The organism is uncultured Brevundimonas sp. (assembly GCF_963975535.1).
Classification (GTDB): domain Bacteria; phylum Pseudomonadota; class Alphaproteobacteria; order Caulobacterales; family Caulobacteraceae; genus Brevundimonas.
The window spans coordinates 145,962-167,463 of sequence record NZ_CAXBHE010000005.1 but is presented as its reverse complement, the minus strand read 5'-3'; the positions used below and the strand labels follow the sequence as shown (position 1 = coordinate 167,463).

The 21,502-nt window shown below is 70.1% G+C and carries 26 protein-coding genes; 16 read left to right on the top strand and 10 right to left on the bottom strand.

The annotated features are described in order from the left end of the window. Nucleotide 1 precedes the first annotated feature (1 nt). Together AACZ75_RS08970 and AACZ75_RS08965 are read left to right on the top strand one after the other, a co-directional pair. Complete coding sequence (locus tag AACZ75_RS08970) at nt 2-472, top strand: Rrf2 family transcriptional regulator (RefSeq protein ID WP_339872509.1); 471 nt, start codon at nt 2-4, stop codon at nt 470-472. Beyond that, nucleotides 469-1,275: an SDR family oxidoreductase gene (locus AACZ75_RS08965; RefSeq protein WP_339872508.1), complete on the top strand. Its 807-nt coding sequence runs from the start codon at nt 469-471 to the stop codon at nt 1,273-1,275. The genes AACZ75_RS08970 and AACZ75_RS08965 overlap by 4 nt, the downstream gene beginning before the upstream one ends. A 16-nt stretch (nt 1,276-1,291) precedes the next feature. On the opposite strand, the gene AACZ75_RS08960 is transcribed toward AACZ75_RS08965, so the two are convergent. Further along, nucleotides 1,292-1,990, bottom strand: a complete 699-nt coding sequence (locus AACZ75_RS08960; protein ID WP_339872507.1) for a MarC family protein — start codon at nt 1,988-1,990, stop codon at nt 1,292-1,294. A gap of 100 nt (nt 1,991-2,090) precedes the next feature. On the opposite strand from AACZ75_RS08960, the gene pyrF reads away from it, so the two are divergent. Further along, a complete protein-coding gene (gene pyrF, locus AACZ75_RS08955) occupies nt 2,091-2,804 on the top strand; it encodes an orotidine-5'-phosphate decarboxylase (RefSeq protein WP_339872640.1) in 714 nt (237 codons plus the stop codon). Between the two features lie 3 nt (nt 2,805-2,807). On the opposite strand, the gene AACZ75_RS08950 is transcribed toward pyrF, so the two are convergent. Continuing rightward, the gene (locus AACZ75_RS08950) at nt 2,808-3,563 is read right to left on the bottom strand and encodes a hypothetical protein (RefSeq protein ID WP_339872506.1); all 756 of its coding nucleotides are present in this window, start codon (nt 3,561-3,563) and stop codon (nt 2,808-2,810) included. 137 nt (nt 3,564-3,700) lie between these two features. Continuing rightward, nucleotides 3,701-3,940, bottom strand: a complete 240-nt coding sequence (locus AACZ75_RS08945; RefSeq protein ID WP_339872505.1) for a DUF1674 domain-containing protein — start codon at nt 3,938-3,940, stop codon at nt 3,701-3,703. Nucleotides 3,941-4,105: 165 nt separating this feature from the next. Here AACZ75_RS08945 and AACZ75_RS08940 point away from each other — a divergent pair, with 165 nt between their 5' ends. From AACZ75_RS08940 to AACZ75_RS08920, 5 genes are all read left to right on the top strand, one after another. Then, complete coding sequence (locus AACZ75_RS08940) at nt 4,106-5,347, top strand: argininosuccinate synthase (RefSeq protein WP_339872504.1); 1,242 nt, start codon at nt 4,106-4,108, stop codon at nt 5,345-5,347. Nucleotides 5,348-5,441: 94 nt separating this feature from the next. After that, nucleotides 5,442-5,885 carry a hypothetical protein gene (locus AACZ75_RS08935; protein ID WP_339872503.1) on the top strand — a complete coding sequence of 148 codons (444 nt, stop codon included), beginning with the start codon at nt 5,442-5,444 and terminating at the stop codon, nt 5,883-5,885. Between the two features lie 112 nt (nt 5,886-5,997). Then, nucleotides 5,998-6,540, top strand: a complete 543-nt coding sequence (locus AACZ75_RS08930) for a hypothetical protein (protein WP_339872502.1) — start codon at nt 5,998-6,000, stop codon at nt 6,538-6,540. Nucleotides 6,541-6,580: 40 nt separating this feature from the next. Beyond that, complete coding sequence (locus AACZ75_RS08925) at nt 6,581-7,210, top strand: LysE family translocator (RefSeq protein ID WP_339872501.1); 630 nt, start codon at nt 6,581-6,583, stop codon at nt 7,208-7,210. A gap of 79 nt (nt 7,211-7,289) precedes the next feature. Then, nucleotides 7,290-7,838, top strand: coding sequence for a hypothetical protein (locus AACZ75_RS08920; RefSeq protein ID WP_339872500.1), 549 nt, complete (start codon nt 7,290-7,292; stop codon nt 7,836-7,838). A 37-nt stretch (nt 7,839-7,875) separates the two neighbouring features. Here the strand turns inward: AACZ75_RS08920 and AACZ75_RS08915 are convergent, their stop codons facing one another. Then, entirely contained in the window at nt 7,876-8,616 is a 741-nt protein-coding gene (locus tag AACZ75_RS08915) for a DUF6065 family protein (protein WP_339872499.1), read from the bottom strand. 51 nt (nt 8,617-8,667) lie between these two features. On the opposite strand from AACZ75_RS08915, the gene AACZ75_RS08910 reads away from it, so the two are divergent. The 4 genes from AACZ75_RS08910 (at nt 8,668) to AACZ75_RS08895 (ending at nt 11,099) form a co-directional block, all read left to right on the top strand. Next, nucleotides 8,668-9,186 (top strand): prolyl-tRNA synthetase associated domain-containing protein, encoded by a 519-nt coding sequence (locus AACZ75_RS08910; RefSeq protein WP_339872498.1) that lies wholly within the window; start codon nt 8,668-8,670, stop codon nt 9,184-9,186. Nucleotides 9,187-9,251: 65 nt separating this feature from the next. Continuing rightward, on the top strand, nt 9,252-10,148 hold the full coding sequence (locus tag AACZ75_RS08905; protein ID WP_339872497.1) for a co-chaperone YbbN: 897 nt from the start codon (nt 9,252-9,254) through the stop codon (nt 10,146-10,148). A gap of 11 nt (nt 10,149-10,159) precedes the next feature. Further along, nucleotides 10,160-10,819, top strand: a complete 660-nt coding sequence (locus AACZ75_RS08900) for an LON peptidase substrate-binding domain-containing protein (RefSeq protein ID WP_339872496.1) — start codon at nt 10,160-10,162, stop codon at nt 10,817-10,819. A gap of 85 nt (nt 10,820-10,904) precedes the next feature. Then, the gene (locus AACZ75_RS08895) at nt 10,905-11,099 is read left to right on the top strand and encodes a Trm112 family protein (RefSeq protein ID WP_339872495.1); all 195 of its coding nucleotides are present in this window, start codon (nt 10,905-10,907) and stop codon (nt 11,097-11,099) included. Here AACZ75_RS08895 and AACZ75_RS08890 read toward each other — a convergent pair. Continuing rightward, on the bottom strand, nt 11,096-11,422 hold the full coding sequence (locus AACZ75_RS08890) for a hypothetical protein (protein ID WP_339872494.1): 327 nt from the start codon (nt 11,420-11,422) through the stop codon (nt 11,096-11,098). The genes AACZ75_RS08895 and AACZ75_RS08890 overlap by 4 nt on opposite strands. Then, complete coding sequence (locus AACZ75_RS08885) at nt 11,422-12,675, bottom strand: UbiH/UbiF/VisC/COQ6 family ubiquinone biosynthesis hydroxylase (protein WP_339872493.1); 1,254 nt, start codon at nt 12,673-12,675, stop codon at nt 11,422-11,424. Before AACZ75_RS08885 ends, AACZ75_RS08890 begins: the two co-directional genes overlap by 1 nt. 172 nt (nt 12,676-12,847) lie before the next feature. Here AACZ75_RS08885 and AACZ75_RS08880 point away from each other — a divergent pair, with 172 nt between their 5' ends. Next, nucleotides 12,848-15,193 (top strand): DNA translocase FtsK 4TM domain-containing protein, encoded by a 2,346-nt coding sequence (locus AACZ75_RS08880; protein WP_339872492.1) that lies wholly within the window; start codon nt 12,848-12,850, stop codon nt 15,191-15,193. A gap of 15 nt (nt 15,194-15,208) precedes the next feature. On the opposite strand, the gene AACZ75_RS08875 is transcribed toward AACZ75_RS08880, so the two are convergent. After that, nucleotides 15,209-16,810, bottom strand: a complete 1,602-nt coding sequence (locus tag AACZ75_RS08875) for a M14 family zinc carboxypeptidase (protein ID WP_339872491.1) — start codon at nt 16,808-16,810, stop codon at nt 15,209-15,211. A 192-nt stretch (nt 16,811-17,002) separates the two neighbouring features. Between AACZ75_RS08875 and AACZ75_RS08870 the strand changes: the two genes are divergently transcribed. Together AACZ75_RS08870 and AACZ75_RS08865 are read left to right on the top strand one after the other, a co-directional pair. Further along, nucleotides 17,003-17,653: an outer membrane lipoprotein carrier protein LolA gene (locus tag AACZ75_RS08870; protein ID WP_339872490.1), complete on the top strand. Its 651-nt coding sequence runs from the start codon at nt 17,003-17,005 to the stop codon at nt 17,651-17,653. Between the two features lie 293 nt (nt 17,654-17,946). Beyond that, a complete protein-coding gene (locus AACZ75_RS08865) occupies nt 17,947-18,741 on the top strand; it encodes an exodeoxyribonuclease III (RefSeq protein WP_339872489.1) in 795 nt (264 codons plus the stop codon). A gap of 1 nt (nt 18,742) precedes the next feature. Here AACZ75_RS08865 and AACZ75_RS08860 read toward each other — a convergent pair whose 3' ends face one another. Together AACZ75_RS08860 and AACZ75_RS08855 are read right to left on the bottom strand one after the other, a co-directional pair. After that, nucleotides 18,743-19,429: a response regulator transcription factor gene (locus tag AACZ75_RS08860; RefSeq protein ID WP_339872488.1), complete on the bottom strand. Its 687-nt coding sequence runs from the start codon at nt 19,427-19,429 to the stop codon at nt 18,743-18,745. 80 nt (nt 19,430-19,509) lie between these two features. Then, a complete protein-coding gene (locus AACZ75_RS08855; RefSeq protein ID WP_339872487.1) occupies nt 19,510-20,220 on the bottom strand; it encodes a YggS family pyridoxal phosphate-dependent enzyme in 711 nt (236 codons plus the stop codon). Here AACZ75_RS08855 and AACZ75_RS08850 point away from each other — a divergent pair. After that, nucleotides 20,219-20,869: a thiamine phosphate synthase gene (locus tag AACZ75_RS08850; protein WP_339872486.1), complete on the top strand. Its 651-nt coding sequence runs from the start codon at nt 20,219-20,221 to the stop codon at nt 20,867-20,869. The genes AACZ75_RS08855 and AACZ75_RS08850 overlap by 2 nt on opposite strands. On the opposite strand, the gene AACZ75_RS08845 is transcribed toward AACZ75_RS08850, so the two are convergent. Next, complete coding sequence (locus AACZ75_RS08845) at nt 20,859-21,251, bottom strand: NtrZ family periplasmic regulatory protein (protein ID WP_339872485.1); 393 nt, start codon at nt 21,249-21,251, stop codon at nt 20,859-20,861. The genes AACZ75_RS08850 and AACZ75_RS08845 overlap by 11 nt on opposite strands. Between the last annotated feature and the right edge of the window lie 251 nt (nt 21,252-21,502).

Sequence of the window (21,502 nt, the reverse complement as noted above, 5' to 3'; positions counted from 1 at the left end):
CATGTCAGACAGTCAACGCTTTCCCGTCGCCGCCCATGTGCTGGCCTATCTGGCCCACAAGGACGCCTTTGCGCCCGGTCAGGCCATCGCCAGCGCCGTTCTGGCCTGTTCGGTACCGACCAATCCCGTCGTTGTCCGTCGCGTCACCGCCCTGCTGGCCCGCGCCGGGCTGATCGCCACCCGGCCGGGGGCCAGCGGCGGGGCCTGGCTGCTGCACCGGCCGGAAGACATCGCCCTCGATACCGTGCTGCACGCGGTCCACGGCTGCGCCCACCTCGGCTCGCCGCCCGCGGGGGCGAGAGGCTGCCCCGTCGGTGAACACATCCCCCGCCAGGTCGGCAAGGCCCTGATCGCCGCCAACACCGCCGCGGCCGAGGCCCTGTCCCGCATCACCATCGCCGATCTGCTGGCCACCGATCCGGCGGCCCTCGCCGGCATCGTCCTGCCGGACCGGGCCACGGTCCCGGCGTGAGCGACCCGCGGCGGACCGTCCTCATCACCGGTGCCTCGGCCGGCATCGGGGCCGCCCTGGCCCGGGTCTATGCCGCGGAGGGCTGGGATCTGGTCCTGACGGCCCGCCGTCGCGCCCCGCTCGAGACCCTGGCCGCCGCTCTGACCGCGGCCCACGGCTGCAACGTCACCGTCCTGACCGCCGACCTCGCCGATCCCGACGCCCCCGACCGTCTCGTCGCCGACCTGTCGGCCCGCGGCCTGACCGTCGACGGCTTGGTCAACAATGCCGGATTCAGCTGCACCGACGGCTTCCTCAACACCGATCCGGCCCGGCATGCGGCGATGATCCGGGTCATGCTGACCGCTCCGGTCGCCCTGTGCCGGCGACTGGCCCCCGATATGGTCGCCCGCGGCTTCGGCCGGATTCTCAATGTGTCCTCGCTGGCCGGCCAGATGCCGGCCACCGGGGGCGACACCCTGTATGGTCCGATCAAGAGTTTCCTGACCAAGGCCACGGCCGGCCTGCATCTGGAGCTGCGCGGCACCGGCGTCCACGTCACCGCCCTGTGCCCGGGCTACACCCTGACCGAATTCCATGACGTCAACGGCACCCGGGACCAGGTCTCGGCCGCCTATCCGGCGTGGATGTGGCAGAGCGCCGGCCATGTGGCCCGGGTCGGCTACCGCGCCTGCGAGGCCAACCGCCCGAAGGTCGCGCCGGGGATCATGAACAATCTTCTGGCCCTGTTGCCCAAACTGCTGCCGGACGCGGTGGCCCTGGGGATGGTCGGCGGACACGCGAAACGGCTGAAGCGGCTCTAGGCCTTGCCTGAGGGCCCTAGTGACCGCCGGCCGGATAGGGGGCGGTGACATCACCGCTGAACATGCCGGGCAGGGCCTCGCCGAGGCCGGCCAGCATGAACTGGATGGCCAGGGCACACAGGATCAGGCCCAGCACCCGCACGACGATGGTCATGCCGACATCGCCCAGCAGCCGGCTGATCGGGCCGGTCAGGGCGAAACAGATGAAGGTGGCGACCCCGGCCGCACCGATGGCGACCAGTCCGGCCACGGTCCCGGCTGTGCCGATCTTCTCGGCCTCACCGGCCTGGATGATGATGGTCGAGATCGCGCCCGGGCCGATCAGCAGCGGCATGGCGAACGGCACCACCAGCCGCTGGAAACGACGTTTGGCATAGCCGCGCACATCGGCGGCGTCGGCGACCGCATCGGCGTCGGCGAACATCTTGAGGAAGTCGCCGCGGGTCATGTCGAGCCCCAGCAGCAGCAACAGGATGCCGCCGGCGATGCGGAAGGCCGCCAGCGAGATGCCGAAGAACTGCAGTAACACCAGTCCGCTGAAGAAGAAGACGACGAGGAAGCCGACGATGAACAGGCACAGCAGGAAGGTGACCTGCATCCGCTGGCGCGCGCTGGCCCCGGCGGTGGCGGCGGCGAAAATGGGAATATTGCCGATCGGATCGACAAGGGCGAACAGCGCCACGAACAGGTTGACCCCCAGATCGACCGCGTCCATTGCCTGCGTCTCCCACTTCTCGAGTCACCACCCGGTGGGGTGCGACATATTGAACGTCCACCCATAGCCGGTCATCCGGAGCCCGTCGATGACCTCTCCGCTGCTCAGCGATCCGCGCCTGATCGTCGGCCTCGACCTGCCGTCGATCGAGGCGGCCCGGGCCATGGTCACCGCCATCGGCGACGTCGTCACCCACTACAAGGTCGGCCTCAGCCTGCTGGCCCGACCCGGCGGCGTGGCCTTTGCCCATGAGCTGCGCGCGATGGGCAAGTCGGTGTTCCAGGACTGGAAGCTGCACGACATCGGGGCCCAGGTCGAAGGGGCGGCCCGCGCCGTGGCCGAGGGCGGCTGCGACCTGCTCACCGTCCATGCCGAGCCCCAGGTGATGCGGGGGGCGGTGCGCGGGCGTGGCGACCTTGAGACAAGAATTCTCGCCGTCACCGTCCTGACCAGCCTGTCCCAGGCTGACCTGACCGACATCGGTTACGGTTTCAGCCCCGCCGATCTGGTCGAGCGCCGGGTGCGCCAGGCGCTCGACTGCGGCGTCGACGGCGTTGTCTCCAGTCCGCTGGAGGCCGCTCGGGCCCGGGCCCTGGCCCGCGCGGCCGGCCGGCCCGACTTCCTCGTGGTCACCCCGGGCGTACGGCCCGCCGGGGCCGACCGCGGCGACCAGCAGCGCGTCGCCACCCCGGCCGAGGCCCTGCGCGCCGGCGCCAGCCATCTGGTCGTGGCCCGTCCGGTCATCGCCGCGCCCAATCCGCTGATGGCCGCGGCCCGGATTGCCGGCGAGATGGACGGAGTCGGGGCCGCCTAGGGCCTAGCCCCGCTCGCCGGGCTCCTGGCGATAATTGTGGTGCGGCGGCGGAGCCGCATAGGCGGGCGGCGACGGGTCACCGTAGTAGCCGGGTCCGGACACCGGCGCATGGGCGTGGGGCGGCGGCCCCGCATGGTCGCAGCCGCCGTCATGCGGCCGCTCGTCGCGACGATGGTCATGCCCGCCACAGGACAGTGCCGACCCGTAGCTGGCCTCGTAGGAGGACTCCTCATGATAGGAGTCCCGATAGGTCGAGCGTTCGTAACGCGCGCCGTAGCGGCTGTCCTCGACGGCGCGGCCGCCATGAACCGACCCTGACGACACCGTGCGATAGTCCCGGCCAAACCCCCGGACCCCATAGCCGAACGGCCGGCTGGGCCCGGCCTGGCCACTGACGTCAACGCCGATCCCGCCGTAGAAGACGCCGCCGCCATAGCCGTAACCGTAGGTCTCGCCGCCCCAGTAGCCGCCGCCGCCGGTATAGATGACGCCGCCGCCGGTACCGCCGCGCACCGCGCCGCCGCTCCAGGTGCGGGCCGAGCCATAGGCCGACCCGTAGGCCGCGGCCGAGGCCGAGGCCTGGGCGCTGACATTGACATTGACGTTGCCATGGCCGCCGCCGGGGTGGGCGCAACAGGGGGTGGGCGGCGGGTTGTGACCACCGCCACGGCCGCCACCATGGCCGCCCGGGCGCTCGCCGGCCTGGGCCTGTCCTGCAATCAGAAGGGCGGCAGCCGCCGCCGTCAAAAGGCTACGCATCAGGCCGATCCTCAATAACGATCGTCCCTTCTAGGCCGACCGCGGCCGGATCGGACCCGGTTGCACCGGGCAGGGGAAAGCCGGCCGACCGATTTCCCCATACAGGGTTGAAGCCGGGGCACGGACGCCGTCCGGATTCAGAAATCGACGGCCAGGCCCTTCTTCTCCCAGTCGCCGTAGCGGGTCGGCTCGGGACCGGTCGGTCCGCCGTGTTCGACGGCAGCCTCGGCGGCGACGGCCCGGTCCCGGCGCTCGGCCGCCTCCAGCAGGGCCCGGCGCGCGGCCGGGCTCAGCGGGCGTTCCGGCGTGGCCCCGGGCACGTCGGTGTTGAAGGCGGGCGCGGGCGGGTCGATGGGATCGGTCACGGGTTCGGTCATGAGGCAGCACTCCCGGCAGGGGTCGAGGCCCGACACATAGGGCGCCGTGGCCACGACGCCAGCGGGCACGGCCGAAACCGGTCACAATCCCGCCCTTGCATCCCCGGCCGTCTCGCCGTTTAAGCCGCTCGATACGCCGCCCCGCGTTCGCCAAGGATCCGCGCCATGACCGCCACCGCCAAGACCGCCCCCCGCAAGGTTGTCCTCGCCTATTCCGGCGGTCTCGACACCTCGATCATCCTGAAATGGCTGCAGACCGAGTACAACGCCGAGGTCATCACCTTCACCGCCGACCTCGGCCAGGGCGAGGAGCTGGCCCCGGCGCGCGAGAAGGCGCTGAAGATGGGCATCAAGCCCGAGAACATCTTCGTAGACGATCTGCGCGAGGAGTTCGTGCGCGACTTCGTCTTTCCGATGTTCCGCGCCAACGCCGTCTATGAGGGCCAATATCTGCTCGGCACCTCGATCGCCCGGCCGCTGATCGCCAAGCGCCAGATCGAGATCGCCCGCATGCTCGGCGCCGATTCCGTCTGTCACGGGGCCACCGGCAAGGGCAATGACCAGGTCCGGTTCGAGCTCGGCTACTATGCGCTGGAGCCCGACATCCACGTCATCGCCCCGTGGCGCGAGTGGGAGTTCAAGTCGCGCGAGGCCCTGCTGGCCTTCGCCGAGGCGCACCAGATCCCGATCTCCAAGGACAAGCGCGGCGAGGCCCCGTTCAGCGTCGACGCCAATCTTCTGCACTCCTCCTCCGAGGGCAAGGTGCTGGAGGACCCGGCGGTCGAGGCCCCGGAGTTCGTGCACCAGCGCACCATCAGCCCCGAGGATGCGCCGGACAGGGCGACCGTCATCACCATCGCCTTCGAAAAGGGTGATCCGGTCGCCATTGACGGCGTGGCCATGTCGCCCGCGACCCTGCTGACCAAACTCAATGAGTATGGCCACGATAACGGCGTCGGCCGCCTCGACCTGGTCGAGAACCGTTTCGTCGGTATGAAGTCGCGCGGCGTCTACGAGACCCCGGGCGGCACCATCCTGCTGGCGGCCCACCGCGGCATTGAATCGATCACGCTGGACGGCGGAGCCATGCACCTGAAGGACGAGCTGGCCGTCAAATACGCCCACCTGGTCTACAACGGCTTCTGGTTCGCGCCGGAGCGCGAGATGCTGCAGGCGGCCATCGACCACAGCCAGACCCGCGTCAACGGCACGGTCCGGGTCAAGCTCTACAAGGGCAATGTCACCGTCATCGGCCGCGAGAGCCCCGACAGCCTCTACGATCAGGACCTGGTCACCTTCGAAGAGGGTGTCCAGGCCTATGACCACCGTGACGCGGCCGGCTTCATCAAGCTGAACGCCCTGCGCCTGCGGGTTCTGGGTCGCCGCGACGCCCGCTCGCGGGGCTGAGCCTGCCGGTCGGCGGGCCGCGACTTAACGCGATTTCACTTGAGTCGGACCGGTCGTGGCTTGATCCTCCGGCCCGAACCCAAGGAACCGCACGATGATCAAGGCCCTCTCGCTCGCCGCCGCCCTCGCCTTCGCCACGCCGGCCCTGGCCGGTATGGTGCCGCAGGCGACCCCGGCCTCCGCGGACGCGCGATCGCCCGAAGCGGTGGCCTTCGAGGCCCGCGCCGAGGTCTTCAAGGCCCGGATGGCGCAGATGAATATCGAGTTCAAGGCGGCCGTCGACGGGGCCGCGGGCGACCAGGACCGCGGCATGGCTGCCGTCAACGCCGTCCTCGCCAGCTACCAGCCGGACATCGCCGCCTTCCTCGCCGATTTCGACCGCTTCATCGACAGCGAGGCCGCCGGCGCGCCGGACGACGCGGCACGGCAGGGTATGGACGCCGCCAGGACCGCGGTGCGCCAGTCCCTCGAAGGCCTGCCCGATCAGATGCGCGCCGGGGCCCGGACGTTGATCGCGAACCAGGCCGCCGCCAACTAGGCATCGCACGGAACGAAAGGGCGGGCCCGCCGACCACCACCTTACCGCGATTTCACTTGAGCCGGACCGGTGTTCGGCGGACCTTCCCGCTCAGACCAGAAGGAATCGCGCCATGATCAAGGCCCTGTCACTCGTCGCCGGCCTCGCCCTCCTGCCGCTGTCCAGCGCCCTGGCCCAGGACGCCGTGAGTCCGTCCGAGGCCGCCATTGAACATGCCGCCGAAGCGTTCGAGGCGCGGATGGAGGGCTTCGGCGAGCGGGCCGCGGCCCTGTCCCTGGACCAGGCCCTGCCCGAGGCAGAACGCGAAACCCGCATGGCCGCCCTGTGGGCCGAGTATCAACCGGACGTCGCCGCCTTCGCCGCCACGGCGGCGATGCATGCCACCGCCCTCGCCGCCGAGGCCCTCGCGGGCGTCGATCTCGAGTCGGTCGCGGCCGAGGCGCTCGCCGGGATCGACATGCAGGGGGCCCTGGCCATGGCCGGCGGTGTCGCCCGCAACGGGGCCTGGGCCTCGAACGATCCCGAACACATGGTCACCTACGGCCTGATGGCCGACTATGTGCTGGGACAGGCGATCGATGCCGTCGACGAGGTGGAGGCGACCGTCGACAACATGGACGACATCGGTCCGGCCCCGGGCCCCACCGATCACTGAGTCCCCTTGACCTGAGCGCCGTCACCCCCGACAGGGCAATATGGTTCTGCCCGTCGATCCGCACCTGTACGCCGCCTTTCTGGGCGTAATGGCCGTGATGGCCGCCACGCCGGGCCCGGCCAATCTGTTCTCGGTCGCCAATGGCGTAAAACGGGGGCCGGCCGGGGCCCTGGCCGGGGTGCTGGGGATGAACGCCGCCACCCTGGTCTGGTTCGCGGCCGCCGCCCTCGGCCTCGGGGCCCTGGTGACCGCCTTTCCCGCCGCCTTCCGTATCGTCTCGATCGGCGGGGCCCTCTATGTCGCCTGGCTGGGTGTCCGCGCCCTGCGCGGGGTCTTCGCCACCGCCGCCGACCCGGAATCCGCGACCATTCGTCTCGGCCGCAGCGCCATTCTCGACGGTTTCATGGTCCAGATCGCCAACCCCAAGGCCGTGCTGTTCTTTACCGCCGTGCTACCGCCCTTTCTCGACGTGAATCGCCCCGCCGCGCCGCAGCTGGCCCTGTTTGCCCTGGCCACCATCGGCATGGACGTGATCACCATGTCCGCCTACGGTCTGGGCGGAGCGGCGCTGGCCCGACGGATGGCCGAGCCCCGCTTCCGGCGCGGCTTCGGGCTCCTGACCGGGATCCTCCTGCTCCTCGCCGCCCTGTTGATTGTGTCGCGCCTGTAGCGGCGCTGGCGGCGGAACCGGACGGTGCAGCTTCCGTTTTCCTCCCAGCGACCCCTGCGGGCCCATGAGGAGACCTTGCATGAGACATCTGCTCACCAGACCGGCGATCCTGGCGGCTGCGGCGGCCCTCGCCCTGTCTGCCTGTGCCACCGCCACCCCGTATCAGCCTGCCGGTTTCCAGGGCCAGCGTGGCGGCTATGCCGAACAGCGACTCGAGTCCAACCGCTACCGGGTATCCTTCGCCGGCAATTCGGTGACCACGCGCGAACAGGTCGAGATGGGCCTGCTGCTGCGGTCCGCCGAGCTGACGGTGCAGGACGGCTATGACTGGTTCTCGACCGTCAATCGCGCCACCGACCGCGACGTGCGCTACAATGCCACCCCTGATCCCTTCTTTTATGAGCGCTACCGCTACTGGAGCCCGTACTGGCAGGTCTATCATCGTGGTCTGTGGAGCCCGTGGAGCGATCCGTTCGGCCGCGATTTCGACGTTCGGCAGATCGACCGTTACGAGGCCTCGGCCGAGATCGTCATGGGTCGTGGCGCCAAGCCGGCCGACGATCCCAATGCCTTCGATGCCCGCGAGGTGATCCAGAACGTCGGGCCGCGTCTGTCGCGCCCGAACTAGACGGAAGCGCCCCCGGCCTCAGGCCGGGGGCGATGGCCTATCCGACGCGCGGCGTCTTCAGCCGGCGCTTGTTGACGTGGCTGTCCGGCGCATCGCCGAGCGCCTCGGGAATCTCGCCCTTGAAGTAGTAGCGCTGCCACGCTTCCTTGGCGGCGTCCGGGTCACCCGAGGCGAGTCGCTTGTTGAAGTCGGTCCGGGCCCGGTTCCAGGCCTCGAACTGGCCGGACATGACCGGGTTGGACTCCAGCGACCGGATCACCGGCTGGAATTGTTCGACCTTGCGATGCTCGATCAGGTTGATGAAGCAGAAGGGCTCGCCGCGCTCGAATTTGATCCGCCCCGGCCGGGTAAAGATCCAGTTCATCGTGAAGGGGAAGGGCAGCCAGTCGGTTTCGATCAACCCGGTCAGGGGCTGGATTCCGTCCTTCACATGGTTGGGTGACCCCGAGCAGATCATGCCCCAGCCCGGCGGGGTCCGGAACAGATATTGCGGATGCATGGTCAGGACCCCGCGCGAGAAATGCGAGGTGACGAAATGCTCCAGCTCGCGCGTCGGCCGTTCGGGCGTGATGGTGATGTCGGCCTGGCTGGGTCCGCCGGTCCATTCGGCGGTGAAACCGAACGGGCACAGGATTTCCCAGCCGGTGGTGTTGGCCATGGTCAGCGGCAGGCAGCGGTAGGGATGGCGGCTGGCGAAGGCGTCCATCCAGTTGCGCGACTGGCGTCCGGGCACCAGGTCGGGCGGCCGGGCCGTCATCGGATAGCATTCCAGTTCCACAGTCAGGCTCCGGCGGGTATCGAGGATGATGCCTTTTCCTAGACAGCGCCGATGACCGAAGACAAGCCACCCCTGTTTGATCGCCAAGGTCTGCTGGACTGGATGGCCGCCGCCGGCCTGCCCCAGACCACGCTCGATCATCCGCCGGTGTTCCGCGTCGGGGAGGGGCCGGAGATCAGGGCCGCCCTGCCCGGAGCCCACACCAAGAACCTGTTCCTCAAGGACAAAAAGGGTCGGCTGTGGTTGATTTCGGCCCATCAGGACACGGCCATCGACCTGAAGCGCACCCCCGTCGCCATTGGCTCGGACCGGCTGTCTTTCGGCCATGAGGCCCTGATGTGGGCCACCCTCGGTGTGCGACCCGGTGCGGTCACCGCCCTCGGCCTGATCAACGATGTCGCGCGCCAGGTCACCTTCGTGCTGGACCGGCGGCTGTGGGAGGCGGACATCGTCAATTTCCATCCCCTGACCAATGCGGCGACCACCGCCCTCGACCAGACGACCTTCCGCCGCTTTCTCGACCATCTGGAACGAACGCCGCTCGTGATTGATTTCAGTACCCTCGCTTGATGCCCGGCCCCTTCGCGACCATCTGAAGACCGACGCCCCGTTCCCTGCGCGCCTGTGGAGTGCCCATGACCCTCATCGACCCGACCCGGAAAGACGACGACCTGATCAAGGACGGCTCGGACGCCGGCTTCATGACCGAGGTCATCGAGGCGTCGAAAACCCGGCCGGTCATCGTCGACTTCTGGGCCCCCTGGTGCGGCCCGTGCCGGCAGCTGACCCCCGCCCTGGAAAAGGCCGTGCGCGCCGCCGGCGGGGCCGTGGCCCTGGTCAAGATCGACGTCGACAAGAACCCGGCCTACGCCGGTCAGCTCAAGGTCCAGTCGATCCCCACCGTCTATGCCTTCGTCAACGGCCAGCCCGTCGACGGCTTCCAGGGCGGAGTCCCGGAAAGCCAGATTCGCGCCTTCATCGACAAGCTGACCGGTGGCGAGAGCGCCAATGCCGACATCGAGCACCTGCTGTCGCTGGGCGCGGAATCCCTCGCCGTCGACGACATGGGCGGAGCGGCCCAGGCCTTCGCCGACGTCCTCAACCTCGAACCGGACAACCAGAAGGCCATCGCCGGCATGGCCCGCGTCTACCTGGCCGGGGGGGACGCCGACCAGGCGCGTCAGACCATCGCCATGGCCCCGCAGGACTCGACCGAGCCCGCCGTGCAGAGCGTACGCGCCCAGCTGGCCCTGGCCTCGGCCGCGCCCGACCATGAGGCCACGGCCCTGGAGGCCCGCGTCGCCGCCGATCCGTCCGACCACCAGGCCCGCTTCGACCTGGCTGCCGCCTGCGCCGCCGGCGGCGACTTCGGCGGGGCCGTCGACCATCTGCTGACCATCGTCCGGGCCGACCGCGACTGGAACGACCAGGCCGCGCGCAAACAGCTTCTGACCGTGTTCGAGGCCGCGGGGCCCTCGTCAGAGGTCGCCCGTGACGGGCGCAAACGCCTGTCCTCCATCCTGTTCGCCTAGGGGGATCGATGATGGCCCAGGGCTATATCAAGGCCGCCGACCTGCCCCAGGTGGTGCCGGTCTTTCCGCTGCCCGGGACCATCCTGCTGCCGCGCGGCCAGCTGCCGCTGAACATCTTCGAGCCGCGCTATCTGAACATGATCGACGACGCGATGGCCGGCGACCGCATCCTCGGTATGGTCCAGCCCGCCGGCGGCCCCGCGGAACTACCGGTCCTGTCCCCGGTCGGCTGTGTCGGCCGCATCACCAGCTTCGCCGAGACCTCCGACGGCCGCTATCTGGTGACCCTGACCGGCTGCGCCCGCTTCCGCGTCACCGCCGAACTGCCGGCCCAGGGACCCTATCGCCAGGTCCGCGCCGACTATTCCGCCTATGCGGCCGACCTGGTCTCGCCCCCGGCGGATCTGGAGATGGATCGCGAACCCTTCCTCGACGCCCTGCGCGCCTATCTCGAGAACCGCGGCCTGGAAATCGACTGGGAAACGGCGGAATCCGCGCCGCCCGAGGCCCTGATCAACAGCCTGTCGATGGCCCTGCCGTTTGAACCGGCCGAGAAACAGGCGCTGATCGAGGCCATGAGCCTGATGGACCGCGCCGAGGTTCTGACTGCCCTGATGCGCATCGACGCCGCCGACACCGGCGATGGCGAAGGCCCGCCGTCCATCCAGTAATCGGCGCTATCGGCCCTTGGCCTGCTTGAGCGCGGAGCCTTTATCCACGCTACCCCGCCGGGCGATCAGGGCGTATGACAGCGTCATGAGCGACAATTTCCATACCCCCGTCTCGGTCGATCCGCGCCTGCTCGAGATCCTGATCTGCCCCGTCACCCGCGGGCGGCTGACCTATGACCGCACGCGCCAGGAACTGGTCTCGAAAGGGGCCAGACTGGCCTATCCGATCCGCGACGGCGTGCCGATCATGCTGCCCGAGGAAGCCCGCAAACTGGACTAGCGGCGGCAACGTCCCCGATCCGCCAGGGCCGCGTCGGCGCTGCACGGCCGGTCGATCAATTCCCAGCCCGCCCCGGCCTGCGCCACCATGGTCGACAGCCCGACCCAGAACCCCTCGCGGGACCGCTCCTCGTAGCGACAGGCCCATTCCGAGCCCTCTTCGGCGATGAAGACGCATTGCACCCGGCGCAATTGCGGGACCTCGACACGATTCACTGCCAGCAGGGCCGCCAGATCCGCCGCCGCCGGACCCGCGGGTCCGTCCGGCGCGACCGTGGCACACCCCGCCAGCCCAAGGATCGCTGCCCAGACCAGACCCCGCATCAGACCGGCTCCCCCTTCAGCAGGCGCGGCAGATCGCCGGTCGCCCCCCCCGCCTCCTGCATGAAGGCCCGGCGCAGCGGGCCGACCCGGTTGACCAGGGCGATGCCCAGACCGCGCGCCAGCCGTACCGGCGGCAGATCGTTCGAGAACAGCCGCACAAAGGCGTCGAACCCGGCCGCCAGCGCCACATTGTCGAAACGGCGCCAGCGGGCATAGCGATCCAGCACCGTCCCGGCCCCGATGTCCTCACCCAGCCGCATCGCCTCGGCCAGCACCTCGGCCAGGGCGGCGGCGTCCTTCAACCCCATGTTCAGCCCCTGGCCCGCCACCGGATGGACCCCGTGGGCCGCGTCGCCGATCAGGGCGATGCGCGGCGCGGTCAGGGCCTCGGCCAGCGACAGCGACAGCGGATAGACGAAGCGCGGCCCCTCGACGGTGGCCCCGTCCAGAAACTCGCCGAAGCGCCGCATCAGATGGGCGGAAAAGGCCGCATCCGACGCTGTCCGCAGCGCCTCGGCCCGGCGCGTGGTCTCGGTCCAAACCAGGCTGGCGCGCTGATCGGTCAGCGGCAGGATGGCGAACGGGCCGCCGGGCAGGAAATACTCATGGGCGACATTGCCATGGTCGCGGCCCAGCCGCACCGTGGCGACCACCCCGCTCTGGCCGTAGCCCCAGCCGACCGTGTCGATCCGGGCCGCCGTGCGCACCGGCGAGTTGCGGCCCTCGGCCCCGACCACCAGCGGGGCCTCCAGCCCCGTCCCGTCGGCCAGGGTCACCCGCGCCCGCGCCGGTCCGACCGCGACCGTCGCCACCGACGCCGGAGCCCGGACCTCGATCCCGGCGGCCGTGACCGCCTCGGCCAGGGCCGTGCGGATGTGGCGGTTCTCGACCATATAGCCCAGCGGCTCGCCGCCGGTACGGTCGCCGATCTCGTCGGCGTCGAAGCGCAGATAGGCGGGGGAGGCGGCCTTTGACGCCGCCCCCGGCCGTCGCCCGTCGGTGACCAGGATCCGGTCCATGCGGCAGGCCTGGGGGCGCAGCGCGGGGCCCAGACCGAGGGCGTCCAGCATGCGGAAGGTCGAAAAGGCGATGGCGGTCGAGCGGCCGTCGAAGGTCGGGGCCAGCTGGGCCGGGAACGGCTGCGGATCGACCAGCACCACCTTCAACCCGGCCTGGGCCGCGGCCAGGGCGAAACCGGCCCCGGCCATGCCGGCCCCGGCGATGATGACGTCATAGGAATCCGGCGTGCTCATGGGAGGGTTGTCGCCCCGCCGCGCCGCGCCGTCCAGTGGCGCGGAGGTCGCACAGCCCCCGGCCCGATGCCCCTGCCGAAATCCACGGCCGATCCGGGGCTGGTAAACAGCCTCTTAACCCTGCCCGGGCGACAAGGAGGGTCAGTTGTTGTTTCCCGGGGATCGCCTCGCCATGTCCGCCGCCCTCGTCCTCGGCCAGCGCGCCTTCGACAGTGCCCGCATCCTCTGGGACGCGCCGTTCGTGGTGCGGTTCCGCGGCGTGCTTCAGGCCCTGCTGGCGACCCTGCTGACGGTGGCGCTGGTGTCGTGGAACCCGGCCGACCCCAGCCTCAATGCCGCCTCCAGCCAGGCCCCGTCCAACTGGCTGGGGGCCAACGGGGCCCTGTTCGCCGACCTGGCCATGCAGTCGCTGGGCCTGGCCGCCTGGCCCGCCGCCCTTCTGCTGGTCGCCTTCGGCCTGGCCGGGGCCATCGGTGACGCCATCCAGCAAAGACTCAAGCCGACCCCGATCAAGGCGCTGGCTGCCACCGCCGGGGTCCTGGCCGTGTCGGCCGGCCTGTCGGCCCTGGCCGCCCCCGCCGCCTGGCCACTGGCCACCGGACTCGGCGGTCTGTGGGGTGACGGTCTCAGCGGTCTGCTGATCTCGGCCCTGACCGCCCTGCGCATCCCCGGCGGAGCCATCTATGCCGCCCTGCTGTTCCTGCCGCTGGGCCTGTGGAGCGTCGGCTATGCCGTCGGCCTGCGGCTGGCCGACCTGGGCGAGGGCGCGGCCTGGGCCCGGGGCCTGCGCCGTCCCGCCCCGGTCGCCGCCCCGGCCGCCCGCGCCGCGCGCCGCCCGCGGCCCCGCCCCGAGCCCGAGCTGGCGGCCGACGACGATCCGACTCCGCCCTGGACCGCGCCGGCACCCGTGCCCGCCCGCTCGGCCCCCGAGCCCAGGGTCGCCACCACCAAGGCCGCCAAACCGTCGAAACGGGCGGTCGAGGACGGACAGGCCGCCTTCGACTTCGTCCGGCCCAAGGGCGATTTCGACCTGCCGCCGCTGTCGATGCTGACCAAGCCGCCCAAGCGCGTGGCCTCGGTCGACGAGGAGGCGCTGAAGCAGAACGCCAAGATGCTGGAAGGCGTGCTGGCCGAGTTCGGCGTGCGCGGTTCGATCGACCAGATCCGGCCCGGCCCGGTCGTCACCCTGTATGAACTGGTGCCCGCCCCCGGCGTCAAACACGGCCGCGTCGTGGCCCTCAGCGACGACATCGCCCGCAGCATGTCGGCCCGCGCCTGCCGCATCTCGGTCGTGCCCAACCGCAATGCCATCGGCATCGAACTGCCCAATGCCAAGCGCGAGACGGTCTATCTGCGCGACCTGCTGGCCAGCGCCGAATACGACAAGCCGGCGCATCTGCTGCCGCTGGCCCTGGGCGAGACCATCGGTGGCGAGCCCTATGTCGCCGATCTGGCGCGCATGCCGCACCTGCTGATCGCCGGCACCACCGGCTCGGGCAAGTCGGTCGGGGTCAATGCGATGATCCTGTCGATCCTGTACCGGCTCAGTCCCGCCGAATGCCGCTTCATCATGATCGACCCCAAGATGCTGGAGCTGTCGGTCTATGACGGCATTCCGCACCTGCTGGCCCCGGTGGTCACCGATCCCAAGAAGGCCGTGGTCGCCCTGAAATGGACGGTGCGCGAGATGGAGGACCGCTACCGGCGCATGTCCAAGCTCGGCGTGCGCAATATCGCCTCTTACAACGACCGCGCCCGCGCGGCCCAGGCCAGCGGCGAGCATTTCGAACGCACGGTCCAGACCGGTTTCGACGACCAGGGCCGCCCCGTCTACGAATCCGAGAAGATCCGGCCCGAACCCCTGCCCTATCTGGTCGTGGTGATGGACGAGATGGCCGATCTGATGCTGGTCGCCGGCAAGGACGTCGAGGGGGCGGTGCAGCGTCTGGCCCAGATGGCCCGCGCCGCCGGCATCCACCTGATCATGGCGACGCAGCGCCCGTCGGTCGACGTGATCACCGGCACGATCAAGGCCAATTTCCCGACCCGGATCAGCTTCCAGGTCACCTCCAAGATCGACAGCCGCACCATCCTCGGGGAACAGGGCGGGGAACAGCTGCTGGGCCAGGGCGACATGCTCTACATGGCCGGGGGCGGCCGCATCACCCGCCTGCACGGCCCGTTCGTCGACGACAAGGAAGTCGAGGAGGTCTGCGCCCACCTGCGCGCCCAGGCCGAGCCCGACTATCTGGACCTGGTCACCGACGACCCGGACGGCGACGGCGACAATGCGTTCGGCGACGAGGGCATCTCGACCGGCGACGACCTGTACGACCGGGCCGTGGCCGTGGTCACCCGCGACCGCAAGGCCTCAACCTCCTACGTCCAGCGCCGGCTGCAGATCGGCTACAACCGCGCCGCCACCCTGATCGAGCGCATGGAACAGGAAGGCGTGGTCAGCCCCGCCAACCACGCCGGCAAGCGCGACGTACTGGCCGGCCCGCCGCCGATGGCGTGACGGAAGCCTGAGGCCTCAGCAGGGACCGGTGGTCCGCGGTGTGCGCTGGACCACCCGATAGACCGGCGCGATCCCGTCCTCGGCCACCGGCACCAGGCCGACGTGGATGTGGCTGCCGACCGAGTCCGGCTCCAGCGAGGCGGCGATCACCGACGCGCCCGCCTGGTTCATCGGCACCCAGATCCAGTCGGCCCCCACTGCGACGTTGCGCGCCTCGAGTCGCACCTGCAGGGCCTCGGTCAGGGTGCTGGCTTCACGCGTCTGGCGGGTGATCGGCTCGGTCCGGGTGACATGAAACGCCTCGGTGGCCGCCGTCTGCGGCGCGGCGGCACAGACGTGGATCCCCTTGATCTCCAGCGCCGCGATCGCCGTGCCGGCCTCCGGGGCGAGAAGATAGCCGCGCGGCCGGCGGCGCGTCTCGGTGACGCGCAACTGGCGGGAATCGCGCAACTCGATGGCCTCGGCACTCGGCGCACCGGTTTCGGAATCCATCAGCGGCAGGACGGCGGGCAGGACCGGCGGCTCATAGGCCACCGCCAGCGGGGCCCGCGACCGGGCCATGGCCCGCCGGGCGGTTGCCACGGTGCGGCGCAGGCGCGGTCCGTCAGCCGCCGCGGCCTCCAGCAGGCCCGCCGCCGCCAGATAGTGGCTGGCGACCCGGCGCTGATAGGCCTCGCGCCCGCCACCGTTGCGCGACTCCAGCAGGAAGGAGACCGCCCCGGTCAGGCCGTAATAGTTGCGCGAAATCCCCGGCGAGGTGCCGCCGGTGACCAGCGGACCGGTGGCCGGCATGCCGCTGAGATAGACCGATGAACTCAGCCCGGACCCGTGCAGCCGCGCCTCCATGGCCGGCAGAAAGGTCGTCCGCGCCAGCCGGGTCACGCCCGCGGGCACCCCGGGATGGGTCGCATCGAGAATGGTCTGGTCGGCGGCGTTGAGCCGGCCGAACCGCTGCAACGGGCTGGACGCCCCGTATTCATGGGCGTCGACCACCACATCGGGCGGCAGCAGGACCATGGCCGCCTGGACGCCGCGGCTTTCCGGCAGGGTCGCCAGCAGATGATCGCGGTTGAGATCGTAATCGAGGCCGGTGCGGCGGGTGAAGGCCTCGGCCCCGTCCGGGTTCATGCGCGGCACAATCACCACGGTGATCCGGTCCAGCAGGGGGGCCAGCTCCCCGTCGGCGAGCGCCGAGGCGAGGGCCAGCATGGCCTCGCCGCCGGACGGTTCATTGCCGTGCTGCTGGCCCATCAGCCAGACGATCGGGCGGTTCAGCCGGCGCACCGCGGCCAGGTCCTGCACCCCCTCGGCGGTGAACACCAGCCACGGCAGGTCACGGCCGCCGGACGTTTGACCCAGCGAGCCAAGATACAGGCCGGGCACCCGCGCCTTCAGGCCACGCAGATGGGCTTCCATCTCCGCCTGGCTGGTGAATTCGGTGCGGTCGGCACCCAGGCCCGGCGCATCCAGGGGGATCGGCACATCGGTCAGCTGCGCCAGAACCGCCGGCGTCTGGCGATAGGGCGTTCGCGCCCCGGACTGGGCCAGCGCCGTCACCGGCAGGGACGCGGTCATCAGGCCGATCACGGCCCAGGTGCGCAACGTCGTCATGGTCATCGTTCGGAACTCCCTGCTCCCCCCGGTCTTAGGGCACAGGTCCGGACGGCACCAGACGGCCGCCCGGGACCAACCGGCGATGAACGACGCTTCATCCCACCGCCGGAATATGGTCAGGCTCGCGACATGGCTTCGACAAGCCGGCCCCCCATATAGACTGCTCCAGCCAACCGTCCCGAACGGGAGACATTGATGACCGTTTCACGCCGCACCTTCACCCTTGGGTCTGCTGCCCTTGGATCCGCCGCCCTGATGTCGCTGGCGGCCCTGCCCGCCACGGCCCAGGCCGGACTCTCGGCCGAGGATCGCGCCACCCTGGCCCAGGCCCAGGCCTATCTGCAGAATCTGACCTCGGCCCGCGGCGACTTCGTCGAGACCGCGCCCGGCGGCCAGCGTCGCACCGGCCGGTTCTGGCTGCAGCGTCCCGGCAAGATGCGGTTCGAATACACCGATCCGGCCGGGCTGCTGGTCGTGTCCGACGGCAACAACGTCAAACGCTATGATCCGCGCCTGAACGTGTTCCGCCAGGTGCCGCTGGGGGCCACACCCCTGTCGACCTTCCTGGCGCGCAATGTGCGCCTCGACCAGGGGGTGCGCATCGACCGCGTCACCCGCATGGCCTCGGGGGCCTTCGCCATCACCGCCCGCGACTCCGACAAGCCGAACGAGGGCTCGGTCATCCTCGCCTTCGCCGGCAATCCCGTGCGGCTGCAGGAATGGACGATCACCGATGCCCAGGGCGGTCGCACCCGGACCCAGCTGACCAGCCTGGTCAACGAGCCCAACCTGGCGGCCAGTCTGTTCACCCTGCGCGACCCGACCCGCCGGGCCGGGCGTCGCTAGGGGTCGCGGCGTGGCCTTTGACTTTTTTCCTGTGACGTGACACTTTGAACACAGGGTGGCGCAAGTTGCCCTGACCGTTCGGGATTTCATCCCCGTCCCGACGATGCGACAGACACTGACCTCAAGGCGCCCGGCCCCCCGCCGGGCGCTTTTTTGTCCGGCCGATACCCGGAGCGCTAACGCTCGCCGCGCGACGGCTCGCTGCTTGAACGCAAAGCCTGTGCGAAGCGCCAGGGCCGCGTCGGGTCGAAAAGGCGGAGCCTTTTGACCGCGGCCCCACTAAGGATGCCCCCATGCTTCGTATCGCCACCTGGAATATCAACTCCGTCCGCCTGCGCATCGACCAGGTCGCGCGCTTCGTGACCGAGTCCCGAACCGACGTCCTGTGCCTGCAGGAGATCAAATGCCTCGAGGACCAGTTCCCCCGTGCCGCCTTCGAGGCCATGGGCCTGCCCCATCTGAAGATCGGCGGCCAGAAAGGCTGGCACGGCGTGGCCATCGCCAGCCGCAAGCCGATCACCGAGGCCCCGACGCTCGATGTCTGCCGTGAGGGCCATGCCCGCTGCGTGGGGGTGATGGTCGATGACGTCGAGGTGCAGAATTTCTACATCCCCGCCGGCGGCGACGTGCCGGACCGGATCGAGAATCCGAAATTCGATCACAAGATGGACTTCTACGAGCGACTGACCGGCGAGATGGCCGGCCGCGACAAACAGCGCCCGCTGGTCCTGGCCGGGGATTTCAACATCGCGCCGGGCGAGAACGACGTCTGGAACCACCGCTATATGTCGAAGATCGTCAGCCACACGCCGCTGGAGGTCGAGACCCTGCGCCGGCTGCAGGCCGCCGGCGGCTTCGCCGATGTGATCCGTGACCAGAACCCGGAACCCGCCAAACTGGCCAGTTGGTGGAGCTATCGCGCCGCCGATTTCCGCAAATCCAACCGCGGCCTGCGCCTCGACCACCTGTGGACCTCGCCGGGCCTGACCCCGGCCGTGGTCCCCGGCAGCGCCCGGATTCACGAACCCGTGCGCGCCTGGACCCAGCCCAGCGACCACGCCCCCATCACCATGGACCTCGACGTCTGATCTACGGCTGCAGCCGGTAGCCGCCCGTGTCGGTCAACAACAGCCGGGCCTGGCCGGGTTCGGGCTCGATCTTCTGGCGCAGCCGGTAGATGTGGGTTTCCAGCGTGTGGGTGGTGACCCCGGCGTTATAGCCCCAGACCTCGGCCAGCAGCTCCTCGCGCATCACCGCCTTGGCTCCGGCGCGATACAGGTACTTGAGAATGCTGGTTTCCTTCTCCGTCAGACGGATCTTGCGGCCCTTCTCGTCGATCATCATCTTGCCGGCCGGGCGAAACTCGTAGGGGCCGATGCGGAACACGGCGTCCTCGGACTGTTCGTGGCTGCGCAGATGGGCGCGAATCCGGGCCAGCAGCACGGCGAACCGGAACGGCTTGGTCACATAGTCATTGGCCCCGGCTTCCAGCCCCTTCACCGTATCCGCCTCCGACGACTGGCCGGTCAGCAGGATGATCGGAGTGGTGACCCCGGCCTTGCGCAGTTCGCGGCAGGCGTCGCGGCCGTCCATGTCCGGCAGGTCGACGTCCAGCAGGATCAGGTCGGCCCGCACCTCGCGGCCCAGACGGATGCCGTCCGTGGCGTTGGCGGCCTGGACGGTACGGAACTCCTCATGCAGCGCCAGCTGTTCAGCCAGGGCTTCGCGGAGGTCGTCGTCATCGTCGATGATCAGCAGGGTTCTGGGCGTGGGCATGTCACAAGAATGGCGAGGCTTGCCCCCCGCGCCAAGGCTTGGACGCGCGATTTCGGGCATTGATTGTCTTTAGAGCTGTTTCAGGGCGCATTTCGTTCCCCGAACAGGGCCGATCCGACCCGCACATGGGTCGCCCCCCGAGCGATCGCCGCCTCATAGTCGGCACTCATGCCCATCGACAGCCCCGCCAGGCCGTTGCGCCGGGCCAGTGCGGCCAGCCGGTCGAAATGCGGCACCGGATCGTCCGCGACCGGCGGAATACACATCAGGCCCTCGACGATCAGGCCCAGGTCGCGGGCGACGCCGATCAGGGCGTCGACCCCGTCGACCGGCACCCCGGCCTTCTGCGGCTCGGCCCCGGTATTGACCTGGACCAGCACGCGCGGCGTCTTCCCGCTGGTTTCGGCCGCCCTGGCCAGGGCCCGGGCCAGTTTTTCGCGGTCGAGGGTCTCGATCACCTCGAACAGCGCCAGCGCCTCGGCCGCCTTGTTGGTCTGCAGCGGCCCGATCAGTCGCAATTCCAGATCAGGCAGGTCCGGCCGCCGCGCGCGCCACCGTCCCTGGGCCTCCTGCACCCGGTTCTCCCCGAACACCCGCTGCCCGGCGGCGAGGATGGCGTCGATCGCGTCGGGTGGCTGGGTCTTGGACACCGCCGTCAGGGTCACCGCCCCCGGATCACGGCCGGCCGTGGCGCAGGCTGCGACGATTCCGGCCTGCACCCCGGCCAGGCGCGCGGCGATGCCGTCGATCGACGTGGACGCCGACGGGGAAGCAGGCAAAGAAGGGGTCATGATCCTGTCCGCGGACGCCGAAACCCTGTGGGGGGCCGCCACCGGTCTAGCCCGCGCCGCCGCCGGAGTCAGCCGTGATCCCGGCCGGCCGGCCCTGCTGTTCTTCACCGACCCGGTGCGCACCCCGCAACCCTGGCTGACGGCGGCGGCCCTGCCGCCGGGTGCCGCGGTCGTCTATCGCAGCTTCGGGGCGGCCGACGCCCGGTCCGTGGCCGAGCGGCTGCGTCGCCTGACGGCGGCACGGGGCGTTCGGCTGCTGATCGGCCTCGACGCCGATCTGGCACAGGCGGTGGGAGCGGACGGGGTGCATCTGCCGGAACGGGCGCTCGACCGGGCCGACGACCTGCGCCGCCGGCATCCGGGCTGGCAGGTGACCGGTGCGGTCCATTCCGCCACCAGCCTGGCCGGGGCCCGCGCCCTGTCGGCCGCGGTGCTGTCCCCGGTGTTCGCCGCGGGCGGGGCCTCGGCCCACCGTTCGGCTCTGGGCGTGACGGCCTTCGCCGCCCTCGTGCGCGACGCGCCGGTGCCCGTCTACGCCCTGGGCGGACTCAGCGCCGACAATGCGGACAGCCTGAGGGGGTCCGGGGCCTGTGGCCTGGCCGGCGTGGCGTCGATCCAGGCAGCCTTCGGCCACGGGGTCAGAATTTGAAGATGGATTCCAGCCGGAAGCGCGGCGCGGCGCGGCGGTCGGTCTCGGACAGACGCCCGGGATCGGCCTCCGGCGCGGCGAGACCCGCAGCGGCACCGACGCGCAGGCGCGGATTGATCCGGTAATAGGCCCCGGCCTCGACATCGCCCCAGTCGGCTTCGCGACCGACGGGCTGGCTGAGGTTGAAATTCAGGCCCCAGCGACCGCTTTCGTTGAACTGCAGGCCGCGGCGCGGCGGGGTCGTCGCCGTGCGGGCGGTGCCGGCCTCGGACAGGGTCACGACCGGGGCGCGGGTGCGGGTGGTCTGGGCCGAGGCGTCGTCAGCCAGGGCGAGAACCGCCAGACCTCCGATGACTGCAGCAATGACCACGTACCGTTGCATATTCGATCCTGAGTCCGCGCCGGTGAGTCGGGGCGGCGATGTTAGAGCCCGGGCCGGAACGGCCGGAGCACCCCTTGAATAAGACACCAGCGGTCTTTGGGGTCAACGGAAGGTGGGGTTTCAATGGCCCCGGCGCCAGACTCTGTCGACGCCTGTGGCTCAAGCGTCACGTGAATTGGCCGAAAATGACTCGCGTGGCGGGCGATCCGGCCCCGCCGCCCCCCTCCAGGGGGGTCGTTGTGAGGCTCCGG

What these genes read in the sequence shown, in the direction of transcription:
- AACZ75_RS08910 (WP_339872498.1), top strand. Translation starts at nt 8,668, where the DNA reads ATGACCGAAGACAAGCCACCCCTGTTTGATCGCCAAGGTCTGCTGGAC.
- AACZ75_RS08850 (WP_339872486.1), top strand. Translation starts at nt 20,219, where the DNA reads ATGATCCTGTCCGCGGACGCCGAAACCCTGTGGGGGGCCGCCACCGGT.
- AACZ75_RS08950 (WP_339872506.1), bottom strand. Translation starts at nt 3,563, where the DNA reads ATGCGTAGCCTTTTGACGGCGGCGGCTGCCGCCCTTCTGATTGCAGGA.
- AACZ75_RS08880 (WP_339872492.1), top strand. Translation starts at nt 12,848, where the DNA reads ATGTCCGCCGCCCTCGTCCTCGGCCAGCGCGCCTTCGACAGTGCCCGC.
- AACZ75_RS08875 (WP_339872491.1), bottom strand. Translation starts at nt 16,810, where the DNA reads ATGACCATGACGACGTTGCGCACCTGGGCCGTGATCGGCCTGATGACC.
- AACZ75_RS08860 (WP_339872488.1), bottom strand. Translation starts at nt 19,429, where the DNA reads ATGCCCACGCCCAGAACCCTGCTGATCATCGACGATGACGACGACCTC.
- AACZ75_RS08925 (WP_339872501.1), top strand. Translation starts at nt 6,581, where the DNA reads ATGGTTCTGCCCGTCGATCCGCACCTGTACGCCGCCTTTCTGGGCGTA.
- AACZ75_RS08920 (WP_339872500.1), top strand. Translation starts at nt 7,290, where the DNA reads ATGAGACATCTGCTCACCAGACCGGCGATCCTGGCGGCTGCGGCGGCC.
- AACZ75_RS08895 (WP_339872495.1), top strand. Translation starts at nt 10,905, where the DNA reads ATGAGCGACAATTTCCATACCCCCGTCTCGGTCGATCCGCGCCTGCTC.
- AACZ75_RS08960 (WP_339872507.1), bottom strand. Translation starts at nt 1,990, where the DNA reads ATGGACGCGGTCGATCTGGGGGTCAACCTGTTCGTGGCGCTGTTCGCC.
- AACZ75_RS08970 (WP_339872509.1), top strand. Translation starts at nt 2, where the DNA reads ATGTCAGACAGTCAACGCTTTCCCGTCGCCGCCCATGTGCTGGCCTAT.
- AACZ75_RS08885 (WP_339872493.1), bottom strand. Translation starts at nt 12,675, where the DNA reads ATGAGCACGCCGGATTCCTATGACGTCATCATCGCCGGGGCCGGCATG.
- AACZ75_RS08905 (WP_339872497.1), top strand. Translation starts at nt 9,252, where the DNA reads ATGACCCTCATCGACCCGACCCGGAAAGACGACGACCTGATCAAGGAC.
- AACZ75_RS08890 (WP_339872494.1), bottom strand. Translation starts at nt 11,422, where the DNA reads ATGCGGGGTCTGGTCTGGGCAGCGATCCTTGGGCTGGCGGGGTGTGCC.
- AACZ75_RS08900 (WP_339872496.1), top strand. Translation starts at nt 10,160, where the DNA reads ATGGCCCAGGGCTATATCAAGGCCGCCGACCTGCCCCAGGTGGTGCCG.
- AACZ75_RS08935 (WP_339872503.1), top strand. Translation starts at nt 5,442, where the DNA reads ATGATCAAGGCCCTCTCGCTCGCCGCCGCCCTCGCCTTCGCCACGCCG.
- AACZ75_RS08945 (WP_339872505.1), bottom strand. Translation starts at nt 3,940, where the DNA reads ATGACCGAACCCGTGACCGATCCCATCGACCCGCCCGCGCCCGCCTTC.
- AACZ75_RS08845 (WP_339872485.1), bottom strand. Translation starts at nt 21,251, where the DNA reads ATGCAACGGTACGTGGTCATTGCTGCAGTCATCGGAGGTCTGGCGGTT.
- AACZ75_RS08855 (WP_339872487.1), bottom strand. Translation starts at nt 20,220, where the DNA reads ATGACCCCTTCTTTGCCTGCTTCCCCGTCGGCGTCCACGTCGATCGAC.
- AACZ75_RS08930 (WP_339872502.1), top strand. Translation starts at nt 5,998, where the DNA reads ATGATCAAGGCCCTGTCACTCGTCGCCGGCCTCGCCCTCCTGCCGCTG.
- AACZ75_RS08865 (WP_339872489.1), top strand. Translation starts at nt 17,947, where the DNA reads ATGCTTCGTATCGCCACCTGGAATATCAACTCCGTCCGCCTGCGCATC.
- AACZ75_RS08870 (WP_339872490.1), top strand. Translation starts at nt 17,003, where the DNA reads ATGACCGTTTCACGCCGCACCTTCACCCTTGGGTCTGCTGCCCTTGGA.
- AACZ75_RS08940 (WP_339872504.1), top strand. Translation starts at nt 4,106, where the DNA reads ATGACCGCCACCGCCAAGACCGCCCCCCGCAAGGTTGTCCTCGCCTAT.